This window comes from Pseudoalteromonas sp. APM04 (assembly GCF_022809815.1).
GTDB lineage: Bacteria > Pseudomonadota > Gammaproteobacteria > Enterobacterales > Alteromonadaceae > Pseudoalteromonas > Pseudoalteromonas marina.
Map to the genome: position 1 here is coordinate 1,412,397 of NZ_CP094441.1, position 13,331 is coordinate 1,425,727.

The following is a 13,331-nucleotide window of genomic DNA, read 5'->3' on the forward strand; positions in this document are numbered from 1 at the left end:
TTCCACTAATTAAATCGTCTGATGAATATTGTTATCCACGGCGATTAGAAGCTGCATTAAAGAGGAGTCAAAGAGAAAAATCGTCCGATTTGGACGAGTTGGACGTGCGATTCGGTCGATTCGCACTCATTCGCTATCGAGTTTCAGCTGTTTCCTATACTGGCTTGGGGTCATTCTTTTGAATTGCTTGAAAACGGCATTAAAGGTACTTTTTGAGGAAAACCCAGCAGATAGAGCTAGATCAAAAAGTCTCTCGTTGGGATTAGAAGAAATTTGAGAACAGACTGTTTTTATTCTGTATTCGTTGACAAATTGATAGAAGTTCTTATTTGCTTGTTGATTGAGGATTTCAGATAAGTGATGACTACTTAGGTTGGTATACTTTGCTAGCACGTCTAAGGTAAGTTCACTTTCTAAATAAGGTTGCTCATCTTCCATATACTGAACGATGTTTTCTAATAATTTGGTTTTAGTTTGAGAGTCAAAGTATTGTGGTTTGGTTGTCGAGTTGAGAACTTTCGTTGAAGTTTCACTCAAGTTATCAATCGCAAATAAGTTTGGCTTACGCCATTGAGCCATCGAAACGCTATATATCAATGTAAAGGCTATGAGATCACTTACAATACCCAAAGAATAATTTGCGCCGATTATTATGCTGACAGTTTCTGTCAAGAACATCCCTGCGTACAAACTTAATACTATCCATAACCAAGTAAATATTTTGGGATTAAAGTTGGAAAGCGTGTCACGTGCATGGCGTCCACTTTTGGTTATCAGTTTGACACTCAATGCTAAATAAAAAAATGCCTGTACGAACATAATAATCTGAGTCAGCAGTAGAATGTTTTCTTTATGTAAGGCGTTATTGGCGATGTTGATTTTTTCGGCAGGGGTAGAAAATAAAAAATCTATATTTAAGAGAATACAAAGTAATAACGGCGTAGCATGAATACAATCCTTTATATGGAATGACTTTTTAATTATCGATGACCGAAAATATAAATATAAAAATGCACCAAAACTGGCGGGAACAAAGTAGCCCCATCCAATTAAATTGGCAAAAAAAGTATCATTAGCATGCACTACAATCAAAGGGCTGCAGAAATAAAATGCTTGAAAAAGACACCAAACGCCCATTATGCGCCCAGCATTGTTAACACCAGCACTAAACAAGAGCATTGCTGCTAATAAAGCCCCTTGGAATGTTCCGATGGCATGAAGATATTGCATTGGCAAGGAAATAAACAGCATTGGGATAGTTGTAAATAGAAATCAGATATATATTTAATGTTCCTAGATTAGCAGATTGCTAAACTTATTGTTAGCTGTGTCTGACATATTATTCAGTTTGAGCTGTAGAGGTAATTCCAGCGAACAGAGCAAACGAGGCTCACCCATTAGAAAGTTCCTGTCAAGCAGACATTTGTGTTTACTTGGTCTTTCATTTAAAAAACCAAATGTTCTTACTTTTTGAACTCACTTTAAATATGGATATATCTAGTAATGGCGTCGATTTGTGTGAATATGCACCAGTCACTCATATGAATTAAGGCCAATGGCTTTCGCCTCAGTCATCGTTGAGTACCAATGTCAGTGCACTTTTGGGCTGAAAAGCCGAGGATCAAACCTTGACTTCAGCATCAAAGCTTTTGATTGACTGCTTCTCGCTCATGGCTGTCTGTCAAATGAAGTCTAAACTTATTCTCTTAAATTGTAAGATCAGATATGAGCTAGTAAAGGTTAATTTAAAGCAATAGTTGGTTTACGTTTATTTCATTTACTCTTAATTCATTTCTCTTTGTGCAATATGTTTTGTCTTTGCCAGAATAAAACGAATACTTTCAACTTGATGGGTGAGGCCAATTATAGTGAACGATTCACAAAGAGGGTATGATGCGCTGCGCTTTTAGAGCAAAGGCTAATTGAATAAGTCTTAACTAACCTGTCAGATTTATTTTTTTTATTATGATCAAATCTGACAGTCGCATACGTGCCACTTGTGGACACTCATAACTTTAGTCACTTGTTATAAGCCATCTTTAGCACCATGCGTAAACAGTAAAAATTTGGGGGCATAACCTGTAAATACAATATGCCCAGATATATATGACATGCCAAACGTCACAACACCTAAAAGCCAAATAATATGATCATATGGTTCTGCGAACGCAAAAGTTACAGTAGCTAAAATAGCAAACAATGAAAGTACAAAGATGAAACCCGATAGAACCCTAAACGGAGTTCTAACTTTTGCTAATTGTTCCCTTGGTAAACTCATATCTTCCCTCGTCTTATAACGCTTACAATAACGCGAAAAACCGAGTGCTTTGGCACGAGGTGCCAGCGAGGATTTTTTCCAATGAGCGAAGCGAATTCTGTTAATTGTTTTGTTAGTTTCCATTTTCAACAAACTTATTCAACAACTTTTCAGTTAGCATTTGCGCCTGTTCAATATCTTGAAATTCCATATTTTGATGAATACGCTGCTTGATAAAATCTAATTTCAAATAAATATCGTTATCCTCTACTATTTTTAACCCAAAGTCTGCATATGCTATGACTTTTAAATAGTTTGGGTTTCCAGTGTCAGGATCGTAATTTTGATACTCTTTTACCAGCCTTAATATTGACTGCTCTCCACCAGTCAAAGCAACACTTTCGGAAAGGCGGTATTTCAATTTATTAAATTTAACTCTTTGCTTTATTGTGTCTTCTCTGCTTAATTCATCTAAGCCTTTACTTTGAAAATATTCTCTATCCGAAACAGCCCATAACTCTGCTACGGCATTATCGGAACCTAATTCAATTGCTTTAAAAAGTAATTCAACAAAATCATCAGATATAAAATTAAATTGTGAACAGCGCTCAAAACGAGACAAAACCTCTTCGATATACTCGTAGGGCTCACCCACCTCATTTACTTTGCTCATCCATTTATCAAGTTCATCTTGAGTTTTGGGTATTGCGCTGCAACGACGTATTTCTTTTGCTTCAAGTAAGTATTCTTCTGCCGATGCAAGTTCACTAACACCTATATCAGTTTCAATCGTTGATTTTTCTTTGCGCTTTAAGTCTTTAGAAACAGCGTTTTCACTATCATTTTTATCGCTAAACTTTTCAATTTCACTATGTTCTTTTGTAATAAAATAGAAAACAACTAAGGCCAAAATTGATATAGCAAGAGCAAATTTTTTCACGAAACCTCGACAGGAAACTAACGCCCTAATAATGGGCAAAAAATTGTTGGCTAAAATGTTGAGGAACGAAAACAGCCAACTGTTTTTTTCCTTATTAATTAGCTTGTTATCAAGCTATTTAACCACAAGTTTAACGGATTTACCTACATTAAGTCTGTGTGATACCAGAAATATATCTAATGTTAAATTTAATGGCTCTATCTTTGATTTTTGAGGCTCTAGCCAAGGGAATACCAATTTCATTACTCCATTATCTATACGTCCAGTCATGGGCGTATCCGGAAATATTAAATCAGGTTGTTTTCCTTCGGTGAGTCTAACGTAAACACCAAAATCTGAAATTTTATATGAACTGCTTTCTGGAAGAGATACGCTTAACTCTATAATTCCGAAATCAGAACAAGCTGAACTTCGTTTGCTTGATCCCCGAGACAAACTACCTAATTCCACTACTGGCTCTGGCACTAGCTCCCAAAAGTAACCGTTTTCGGGTTGTTCAAGGGTAACCGCATTCCAACTATCGGGAATTGGGGTAAACATTCTCCAACCAGCAATTGAACAGGCAAGACTGTTGAATGAGACCAGATTACAAAGTAGTAAAAATAATAGTGAGTATTTCACCGAGCTTTCCTTGCTTGCTAACGCCGCAATAAACGGCGCATAGGTTGGCGCTGTTTTTGCTAGCTTTTTGTTTTTAGCAAAAACCGCGACAGCCGTATTGCGTCCGATTTAATTGCCTTATAGTTCGACCAAGCCACTTAATTTAAAAGTAACTGACTATTATATTAAGTGGAATATGCTTCTGTTGGTTACGAATATTGAATGACGAACATCCAATGTTTTTAACAAGACGTTCGAGCCAACAGAGCACCTCGATTTCAAAACGCATACTCAGGGATTGCCGACCAAGACTATCTATAAGACCTGCGAGAAACGAGATTTAAGCACATTCCGTCCTTAACTTTAACCGTAGGCGCTATAAAATGAAAGCATATAACGTTGATAATTTTGCTGCACTCATTGGCATTGATTGGGCCGATAAAAAACATGATATTTGTGAGCATCCAACAAGCACTAATAAATATCATTACACCGTTGTTAAACACAGACCTGAAGCGTTGCATGAATGGGCTATGGATATTAAACAGCGTTATCCAGACCAGAAAATAGCGATTGTTTGCGAACTTAAAAAAGGCCCGCTTATTTATGCATTAGCTAAATACGACCACCTTACTTTATTCACCGTTAATCCTTGTGCTGTTGCTAAATATCGCCAGGCTTTTACGCCCAGTGGCGCAAAAGATGACCCATCAGATGCCTTTCTGCAAGTTGAAATTCTTAAGTTACACATGGATAAGCTCTCTGTCATTGAGCCCGAGTCAGCAGCTATGCGAACGCTGTCTCAGCTTGTTGAATATCGCCGAAGTTTAGTGCAAGACAGTGTCGATTTATCCAATAAAATAACGGCGACATTAAAGAATTATTACCCGCAGGCACTTGAATGGTTTAAAGAAAAGGACACGTATATATTCTGCGACTTCATTCAGAAATGGCCATCACTCACTGCGGTTAAAAAAGCAAGAAAACAGACCTTACTCGACTTTTTTGAGAGTCATAATTCACACTATTGCACGGTTAATAATGCACGACTAGACAGTATTAAAAATGCGATGCCATTAACTCTGGACGAAGGAGTAATTGTACCTAATCAAATGCTCGTTGAAGTGCTTATCACGCAATTTAAAGTGTTATTAAAGGGCATTGAAAAGCTCGATAAAGCAATAAAATCGGCTTATAAAGCCCAGCAGGATAAAAAGATATTTGATAGCTTACCCGGCGCAGGTCCACAACTCGCCCCACGTTTACTTGTTGCTTTTGGGAGTAATCGTGCGCGTTACAATGATGCTGCAGAACTTCAAAAGTACGCTGGTATAGCGCCTGTTATTGAGCGCAGTGGTCAAAAAATGTGGACGCATTGGCGTTATAGTTGCCCCACTTTTTTAAGGCAAACATTTGTAGAATGGGCAGGCTTTTCTATTCGTTATTCATTTTGGGCTAAAGCGTATTATGAGCAACAAAAAGCCAAGGGTAAGCCGCATAACAGCATTATTAGATCACTGGCATTTAAATGGATAAGGATTGTATTTAGGTGTTGGAAAACGAATACACCCTACGATGAATCGACGTATTTAGCAGCATTGAAACGCAGAGGCTCACCACTTTTAAAATTTGCAATTAATAGCTAAATTTTACTAGTCGTCCACCTCAGGGCGTGTTGTTACATTTCTTTACGCTGAATAAATGTAGGGCAATTATAATGCTCACCTATGCAAAAGCCTTGCAATTGCCTCAACACTTTTTTCATGTCTGGATTTTCTTCTACTTCGTTTTGCTCACAATCAGCTTCGCAAATAAAAATAAAATTATTAGCTGTATTTATTAGGCTGTTTAACGCGTTGCTAAACTCTTCATATTTAGGAAAAAGTAAATACTCATTTTTAGTTACAACGGGAGTAAGCTTTATTACTACATGCCCAACATAAGAAATATTTAACCCTTCATAATATATTTTAGACTGTCCAGCATCTCCTGAAATCTCTCCGATAAGAATATTGTTGAAGTAACAATATTCTTCCTTACCTTCCCCAAACGGGTACTCAATTCGCCTGATAGAAAGCTTATCTAGAAAGCCCTTACTAACGACTAGTTCAAGTACATCTGGTTTATTAGTATACGTTTGCATGCTCTCTCTAGGAAATGTAACATGTTTATAGCGAGCGAATCGCGCGTTCTTCTACCACAGCGTCGCTCGTTTGTCTGAATTACTCATTTGTAACAAACTTCTTAACTATTTGCCAGCACTAGCAAAATATAGTAGTTCTGGTTTGTACTTAAGGACAAAAACGAGCGATTAGGTCGTTTTCCTGACTATGGAAGCAATATACTTTGACGAAATTAAAAAGTAACTGTTAACGACCGCTTATCGCTGTCTGTCAGATGAAGTCTAAATCTATTCCATTAAACTTTAAGATAAGATATGAGCTAGTGCAGATTAATTAAAAGCATTGGCTGATTACGTTTATCTCATTTACTCCTCATTCGCTTCTCTTTGTGCGTTTTTTAGCTTTGCGTTATATAAAACGCGCTACTTTTATTGGTTGAAGCTCATAAAGTGAATAATTCACAAAAAGGGTAAGAGGCGCTGCGCCTTTAGAGGAAAGATTAATTTACAGCATTGGCTGATTTACGTTTATCTAATTTACTCCTCACTCATTTCTATTTGTGCAATAGTTTGCCTAAAAGACGTTTTTATATAAACAAACACAGCGTTTACAAACCAAAATATACATTGAGTTTGTAAACGCCGGCTTTATTTATTACCAACTATACGTTGCACTTAACGTATATTGCTCACCGCGCCCGGGTGTGCCGGGTATTTCTTCAAACGATTCATCCCACACATTGTCTGCAGCTAACGTAATAAATAAATTATTAATAACGGTTGGCGTAATTTTTAGCGACAATTGCGTAAATAATGCGGTGTCTTTACCATTGCGTAGTGCGTTTTCGTGCTGTTTTCGCCACTCGTTATCAACCCTCATTTCTATTAGGTCGTTTGGTGTCCAAATTGCACCTAAGGTAACACGGTGATCAGGAAAATTTAACGCGTAAAAACTGGCGTCGATGTCTGCATCACCATAGTTTTCTGACTTATTTAAGTAGGTGTAGCTTGCAATGAGCTCGGTTGTATCAAAATACTTATTCGCAAAAAATTCAACGCCGGTGGCGTCTATGTCTACCGGATTAGCAAAGCGGGCAGAGCTAGAGTCAAAACTAAAAGTCCAATCGGTTAGGTTGTTATCCTCTCGGTAAAAAACTGCTGAATTAAGCTGCCAGGTTTGCTCTTGTATTAAATAGCCAAGCTCTAGATTTTTAGTTGTTTCGCGCTCAAGGTTGTAATTACTTCTAAATAACCCGCCTTGATCACTGCCACCAATAGCGGTGTAGCCTGCAACTTGGCTCGCTTGCGCATACGATAAGTAAACGGTTTGCTCAGAGCCATCACTGTTTTGAGTGTTTAGTGAAATATCGCCAATGAGCGATAACTCAGAGTCATCTCGGTTTGTGTCGTCAAAAGCTGCACCTAGGCGAAGTGTTAATAGCTGGTTTTGTTTAAGGTCGATTTTATACTCAGGTAATACGCTCAGTTTGTAATAAGTGCGTGAGGTAAAATTATTCTCAAGTGTGGTCGACTCTATTTCATCTTCAATATATTGCGCTGAATAATTTACTGCAAACGAGGTGTTTTGTGCATGGCTTCCTGATACCGCAATCGATTTTACTTTAGTTTCATGAAATGCTTCAAAGGCGCTTGGGTTCTCACGAGAAAATACATAATGGTCGTTGTGTTTTCTGTAATATGCCGACACCTCAAAATGGCTATTGTCAGCGTAATTTTGCTGGTGGTTAAGCATGAGTAAGCGGGTTTCTAGTTCTTCTGTTTCGTTTACGCCAAATGGTGTGTACATATTTGGCCAACCAAAAAACTTTTCTTGTGAGCCATACAGCACATCGGTTTGCGAATCCGTACCTATTAACTGTATACGCGCAGAGGCGCGGTTAAAATCGTGATCGCCGTTTTCTATTGAACCGTCACTTTGTGAATGAGAATATTCGCCCTCAAAGCCCAGCTGCCAATTTTTAGCATCGTCGACATCGGTGCTTATTCCTGCGTAAATACTTTGTAAGTTAAAGTCGTTTGTACCGGTACCTACAGAGACATTGCCGCCAGTTTTGATGGGTTTAAAACCAAACGAAATCGATCCCACAGAGCTGTTCATACCGTTTAAGGCATTGTCGGCCCCAGTTAAAACGTAAGGTCCAGTTAGCATTTGCGGTGCAATTGGGAGCTCAGCAACGTAATGACCTGTTTGAGGGTCGAGTAGGGTAGCACTGCCGACTCTAAACCCTGTGTTTTCGAAAATACCGCCACGAATTGTTACATCAGCCTGGGCTTCTGCCATATTACGTGATTGTAAATCAACACGAGGGTCGTATTCTAAATTAGAGACGGGGGAGTCAAAGGTACCAACGGGTAATTTATTTGCCGTGGCCGATGCCTCAACAGTAATTTGTTCTATTGCTGTTTCGGTGTTGCTTGTAGCTTGCGCATAAGAAAAAGGTGTAACGCTGCACAGCAGTGCAGAAAATATAAAATGCTCAGTGCGATTCATGGTGTATCTCATAATGTGTTTAGGCACTAATAAAAACTATATAAAGCGGGTGGGCTAGCTTAACTTAGTCAGTGCAATTTTGTGCGCTATTGTACAGTAATTATAAAAATCTGCATTTGATAATCATTTGTATAATTAACGCGTTACAATACACATGTATTTTTAATTAACTTTATTGAGTTAGATAAACGATGACAGTTCAGCAACACAATACACTCTATTTTGCCGGCGGCTGCTTATGGGGCGTGCAAGAGTTTATGAAACATTTACCCGGCGTTATAACAACCCAAGCTGGGCGTGCTAACGGCGCAAGTAATACCACGCAAGGAGAATATGATGGTTATGCCGAGTGTGTGAAGGTAACGTTTGACTCAAGTGTTGTTTCACTCAATCAACTGTTTGACTATTTTTTTGAAATTATTGACCCTTACAGTGTTAATAAGCAAGGGGTAGATGAAGGCCCTAAATACCGTACAGGCATTTACAGCAAAAACCAAAACCATTTAAATATTGCACGCAATTATATAAATAAGCGCAGCGATGCCGATAAGATTGCAGTAAAGGTAGAGCAGTTAACCAATTACGTACCAAGCGATCCAGAGCATCAAGACCGATTAACGAACCACCCAGATGATTACTGCCATATACCACTAGATTTATTGTATAAATATAAATTGTAAACTTGATGCTCAATGCTATGTAAGTAATTAGAAGCTATTACTTCTCGCGCAAGCAAGCTTAGCGCATACAAAATAAACTCAACGTGGTGTTGTAGATAGTCAGTTTGCTGACATGACGAGCGTGGCTGGTCGTTATTTAAAACCGTAATCCAAAAATAAACACCCACAAAAAAGCTCACATTCTGTGAGCTTTTTAAAAACTAACTTTAAACTTACTGCTGCTTTTGCGGCGGGAAGTTACTTAAAATATTTGCGACTGTTTTCTTAATTGACGCTTCGCGTTGCTCTGGCGATTGTTTTTTCTTTAAACGGCCTTCTTTAGCACCGCGCCATATTAGTTGATTGGATGCACTGTCTACAATATCGATAACCAATGTACCCACTTCGTATTCACGCGCTGTTGTGTCTCGTTGAAAACCAGTACCCCAGTAACCCCAACGGTTACTGTAACCAGTATTAAATGTATCTACTTCTAATTCTTTATCTACCGACGCATGATAGTTAACAAGTACGTCAGCTTGGGCTGGATCTACTAATGTCATACCAAGGGTGTTTGTAAGCTCATTATTTACCGCAGTACGCACACGTTTTTCCATTAAACCGTTAATTTGGTAGTTGTTGGTGTCTTTAGTTAAACTCGCGTTTTCTACCCAAGCAAATGTTTTAAAATTACTAAAGTTAGCTGATTTATCGTAATCCCAATCTGGGGTTTGAGTACAAGCGCTAAGTAGTGCTAGTGCTGCAACAATAAGTATATTTTTCATTACGTTAGCTCCAATAAAATGCATTACCTTAAAATAACACACCTTATATAAATGTGTATTATTAAAAGGTTCTAAAAATTAGTTTAGTGTGATGAATATGAATGACTAATTAATGCTAATTAGCCACTCAAAAATTTAATGCTCTACTTCTATCCAATCTTTTTCATCTACCCAGTTTTGTGCGCCATCTTTTACCGAACGAATCGGCACAATGTAGTCACAACTTATTTGCGGCTTAACTGAGGCAAATATAGGCACAAAGCCAAAGCTCAATGCGGTTTCTATAATTGCTTTTTGGTTTTGCGGGTCAATGTCGGCCGCTTCATCAATATAAATAGGTATACGGTACAGGTTTTGTTCCTGATCGCTTAATAAGTAACGAATAAACAACATGCCACACAATAACTTAATAGTAATACGTGTGCCATTTGAGCCGGCTGAGTCTATTTTTTCAAAGTGTTCGGTTTCGCCAGCGCGGTTTACCACTTCAAAACGAATATCGAACAAGTCAGTTAATGTAAGGCCTGCTTTGTCTGAGGCGAGTTTTATTAAGTGATCTTTTGCTTCGTTTACTGCGCTTTCGCTGTAAGGTTCTTGGCTCAATAAATCAAGGGTGTCGCCTTGTTCAAACTGATGCGACGTGCTGATAATGGTATCAATACTATCAACCAGCATTTTGCGTGGTATTACGTTAATTTTAAACGCTTGAAGGTTAGAAATACGGTGCTGGCTTATGCCTTTATTAAAGCTATTCATTTCGCGGCGAAGGCGGTCTAAATCTTCACGCAAGCCCTTAATCGTGGCGGCTACTTCGGTTAGTGCTACACGGCCTTGGCGCTCAACGGCATCGCGCTCGTTATCAAGGTTATGAAATGCGCTAATCAACTTTTGGTATTTAGTAAATTCGTCGTTTTCGTTATCGAACTTAGTAATGCCTGCGTTATATACGTGCAAATAGGTATTACGCACGTTTATGTCAAAGTTGCGAAGCTCTTGGCAGTCTTTATTGAAGTGATGTACTAAATCACTTAAGTTATCAAAGTCGACTGTTATATCAATCATGTACGGGGTCACTTTGCCGCTGTATAAATCAAGCGTGTGATCAATTCGCTCACTTTTAACTTGGCGAAGGCGTTCGGTTTGGCGATTAATTTGTTCTTGCTTAGATTTAATTAACGAGCGTCTGTCTGCAATTGAGCCACTATTTTTTTGAATGTCTTGCAGGTAATCGTCAACTTGTTCGCGCTCTGCTAATAATTGCTCTTTTAGCATGGCTTGCGCGTCTACCGACTGCTGCATTACTTCAAATTGCTCTAAACGTTTTAGTGCTCCCTCAAGACTCATTAGTTCATCGTAGAGTGCGTCTTTTTCTTTTTGTTTATCGGCAACATTGGCTGCCACTTCGCGCTGTTGTTTAAACTCTTTTAACGAGTGTTCAAGCGCACTTAACTGCGCGGTTAATTGCTCTTTGTTTTCGCCGCTTTGCATTTGTACTGGCGAAAGCTTTTTAAGTTTAATACTTGCGCCTGGCAAAGTAAGCACACCGCCTTTAACGTTATGGCTTAATAAGGATAAAAATTCCCCAAAGGCATCTTCGTCATCAATGGTTATATCGCCATTAGTGGTGGTGGCAAACGAAAGTAAGTCGGGGTTTAAGAGTCGCGATATTTCTTCCACTTCTTTAAGCGATAGGTCTTCGCGCATACGGGTGAACAAATTAAACTCCAGGTTTTTAAGCTGCAGTTTTAAGCTTTTAATTTGTTTTTGCGTTTCGCTAATGCGGTAATCAAGCGTGTGCAAGCTTTGCCCTTGTGCGCTGGTAATAGAGTGCGAAAGCGACTCGTAGTCTTGCTTAAGTTGGCCAAGGTTGGTTTTAATTGTGGCTTTATTTACCAGTTCAAACTCGCTTTTAAGGGCGCTGTAATCTAAAAACCATTGCTCAATTTGAGTTTGTTTGCGCTCTATATCGCGCGATTGCTGTACGTATAGGCTTTGTTTTTGCTCAAATTCGTGCTTTTCGTGTTCAATGTCTTCAAGTGCTATACCCAGTTCATTAAGCTGCTCTTCTTGGTAGGTGTCAAAGTCAATGAGTGCTTGGTCAATTTTAGGCGCGTACGCTGCTAATTTACCTTTAAGCACGGTTTGATTTTCAAGCATTGATTCAAGTGCGCTTATTGGCTCTTGCATTGATTCAAGGGCTTTTAATTCGCGCTTAGCCCGGTTCACTTTGTCAAACGAGCGACGCCATACTTCGTAAAAATCAACCTTTGAGTTTGACATATGGCGCTCAAACACTCGCAGCATAAAGCGTTTAACATCGCTTGCGCCCAATTTGTGTAAGTTAAGAATACGCCTAAAAATTTCTTTATAAATAGCGGAGTCTTGCACGTTATTAAGCGGGATCATTTTTAAATTAATGTCGCCGTCAAAGGGCGTTGCGCCGCCGGTAAGCAGGGCGTTTAGCTCTTGTGCTTTTAGCTCAATAGGATTGTAATTAAGCGACTTTAAATGATTAAACAGCTTGGTAAATTTAATTATGGTATTACCTTGCGTGTACTGTTCTAAATCGAGCTTGCCCTGATAACAAAAGTACTGGTGCGCGTAACCGGCTATTTTACCCAGACCCGCTACACCAATAACCACCGAGCCATGGGGGAGGTTAGCTTCAAGTAAAATGTACGACTGATCCGATGAAAAATAAAACTTACGGGTTTCATCTAAATCGTGCCCGTCCCATTCGGTAAGGCGTAAATCGTTTATTAGCGGAAATTGTAGGGCGTTAATAACCGAGCTTTTACCGGTATTATTTGGCGCACAAATAGAGCTGCTTTTATCAAGCGGGATCACACACTTTGCATAACCTGCGGTATTAAGTAGGGCGAGTTTACTCAGTCCGTATAAGTTGTTCATTCCTCGTCCTCCGTCATGTAGGTTTCTTCGTTTACTTCCATTAATGCATCAATGTAGCGGTGAATAGGTGCTTGTAGCATAAAGCCGCCTTCTACTTCACGGGCAAGACCTAAACGAACCATACGTAGGTAAACATCTTTTCGTAAATCTGAGCCCGAAAATATCTCAAGCTGATCAAACAAGTGCTTGTTTATTTGCACTAAGGTTTGCATCAGTTCTAAATCGTTTACTTCATCAAACAGGGCGCGCATTGGGTCTTTACCGGTATTGGCAAAGTGCTCAATTAAAATGTAAATAGTGAGTGCGATAGCGCGAGATATTTTACCCATATTTGGCGTACTTTCGTCGCTGGCAAAATAGTAAAAGCCACGGCTATCGTGTTTTATGTCGTGGCCTAATGCGGTAAATAGTGCGCTGTAAGATTCAATGTGTTGGTCGAGTTCTTGCCACATTACGTTGTCTTGTTCGCAAATGTGGTAACCCGCAGTTAATTTTTTATTGATTGCTTGCAGGTGAGTGAGTTCTTCTAGGTTTATATGTGTCATG

The 13,331-nt window shown here is 39.0% G+C and carries 11 protein-coding genes; 2 read left to right on the forward strand and 9 right to left on the reverse strand.

Going from position 1 to position 13,331, the window contains the following annotated elements:
• Positions 1-126: 126 nt before the first annotated feature.
• The 4 genes from MTP24_RS06675 to MTP24_RS06690 form a co-directional block, all read right to left on the reverse strand.
• Positions 127-1,251, reverse strand: a complete 1,125-nt coding sequence (locus tag MTP24_RS06675; RefSeq protein ID WP_138740059.1) for a helix-turn-helix domain-containing protein — start codon at positions 1,249-1,251, stop codon at positions 127-129.
• A 775-nt stretch (positions 1,252-2,026) separates the two neighbouring features.
• Positions 2,027-2,401: a hypothetical protein gene (locus MTP24_RS06680; RefSeq protein ID WP_138740058.1), complete on the reverse strand. Its 375-nt coding sequence runs from the start codon at positions 2,399-2,401 to the stop codon at positions 2,027-2,029.
• The gene (locus MTP24_RS06685; protein ID WP_138740057.1) at positions 2,391-3,197 is read right to left on the reverse strand and encodes a hypothetical protein; all 807 of its coding nucleotides are present in this window, start codon (positions 3,195-3,197) and stop codon (positions 2,391-2,393) included. The genes MTP24_RS06680 and MTP24_RS06685 overlap by 11 nt, the downstream gene beginning before the upstream one ends.
• Positions 3,198-3,311: 114 nt before the next feature.
• Positions 3,312-3,818: a hypothetical protein gene (locus MTP24_RS06690; protein ID WP_203983754.1), complete on the reverse strand. Its 507-nt coding sequence runs from the start codon at positions 3,816-3,818 to the stop codon at positions 3,312-3,314.
• A 362-nt stretch (positions 3,819-4,180) separates the two neighbouring features.
• Between MTP24_RS06690 and MTP24_RS06695 the strand changes: the two genes are divergently transcribed.
• Positions 4,181-5,443 carry an IS110 family transposase gene (locus MTP24_RS06695; RefSeq protein WP_243531257.1) on the forward strand — a complete coding sequence of 421 codons (1,263 nt, stop codon included), beginning with the start codon at positions 4,181-4,183 and terminating at the stop codon, positions 5,441-5,443.
• A 32-nt stretch (positions 5,444-5,475) separates the two neighbouring features.
• Here the strand turns inward: MTP24_RS06695 and MTP24_RS06700 are convergent, their stop codons facing one another.
• Complete coding sequence (locus MTP24_RS06700) at positions 5,476-5,940, reverse strand: hypothetical protein (RefSeq protein WP_138739814.1); 465 nt, start codon at positions 5,938-5,940, stop codon at positions 5,476-5,478.
• Between the two features lie 634 nt (positions 5,941-6,574).
• On the reverse strand, positions 6,575-8,431 hold the full coding sequence (locus tag MTP24_RS06705; protein ID WP_138739813.1) for a TonB-dependent receptor: 1,857 nt from the start codon (positions 8,429-8,431) through the stop codon (positions 6,575-6,577).
• A gap of 191 nt (positions 8,432-8,622) precedes the next feature.
• On the opposite strand from MTP24_RS06705, the gene MTP24_RS06710 reads away from it, so the two are divergent.
• Entirely contained in the window at positions 8,623-9,111 is a 489-nt protein-coding gene (locus MTP24_RS06710; protein ID WP_138739812.1) for a peptide-methionine (S)-S-oxide reductase, read from the forward strand.
• Positions 9,112-9,323: 212 nt separating this feature from the next.
• Here MTP24_RS06710 and MTP24_RS06715 read toward each other — a convergent pair whose 3' ends face one another.
• The 3 genes from MTP24_RS06715 to MTP24_RS06725 all read right to left on the reverse strand — a co-directional run bounded on the left by MTP24_RS06715 (position 9,324) and on the right by MTP24_RS06725 (position 13,330).
• Positions 9,324-9,875 (reverse strand): DUF4136 domain-containing protein, encoded by a 552-nt coding sequence (locus MTP24_RS06715; protein WP_008132113.1) that lies wholly within the window; start codon positions 9,873-9,875, stop codon positions 9,324-9,326.
• A 135-nt stretch (positions 9,876-10,010) separates the two neighbouring features.
• Positions 10,011-12,785 carry a hypothetical protein gene (locus MTP24_RS06720; RefSeq protein ID WP_008132115.1) on the reverse strand — a complete coding sequence of 925 codons (2,775 nt, stop codon included), beginning with the start codon at positions 12,783-12,785 and terminating at the stop codon, positions 10,011-10,013.
• Positions 12,782-13,330: a hypothetical protein gene (locus MTP24_RS06725; RefSeq protein ID WP_008132116.1), complete on the reverse strand. Its 549-nt coding sequence runs from the start codon at positions 13,328-13,330 to the stop codon at positions 12,782-12,784. Before MTP24_RS06725 ends, MTP24_RS06720 begins: the two co-directional genes overlap by 4 nt.
• Position 13,331 lies beyond the last annotated feature (1 nt).

Coding starts and splice junctions, on each gene's coding strand:
- MTP24_RS06720 (WP_008132115.1), bottom strand. CDS start 12,785: ATGAACAACTTATACGGACTGAGTAAACTCGCCCTACTTAATACCGCA.
- MTP24_RS06715 (WP_008132113.1), bottom strand. CDS start 9,875: ATGAAAAATATACTTATTGTTGCAGCACTAGCACTACTTAGCGCTTGT.
- MTP24_RS06710 (WP_138739812.1), top strand. CDS start 8,623: ATGACAGTTCAGCAACACAATACACTCTATTTTGCCGGCGGCTGCTTA.
- MTP24_RS06725 (WP_008132116.1), bottom strand. CDS start 13,330: ATGACACATATAAACCTAGAAGAACTCACTCACCTGCAAGCAATCAAT.
- MTP24_RS06700 (WP_138739814.1), bottom strand. CDS start 5,940: ATGCAAACGTATACTAATAAACCAGATGTACTTGAACTAGTCGTTAGT.
- MTP24_RS06675 (WP_138740059.1), bottom strand. CDS start 1,251: ATGCTGTTTATTTCCTTGCCAATGCAATATCTTCATGCCATCGGAACA.
- MTP24_RS06695 (WP_243531257.1), top strand. CDS start 4,181: ATGAAAGCATATAACGTTGATAATTTTGCTGCACTCATTGGCATTGAT.
- MTP24_RS06705 (WP_138739813.1), bottom strand. CDS start 8,431: ATGAATCGCACTGAGCATTTTATATTTTCTGCACTGCTGTGCAGCGTT.
- MTP24_RS06680 (WP_138740058.1), bottom strand. CDS start 2,401: ATGGAAACTAACAAAACAATTAACAGAATTCGCTTCGCTCATTGGAAA.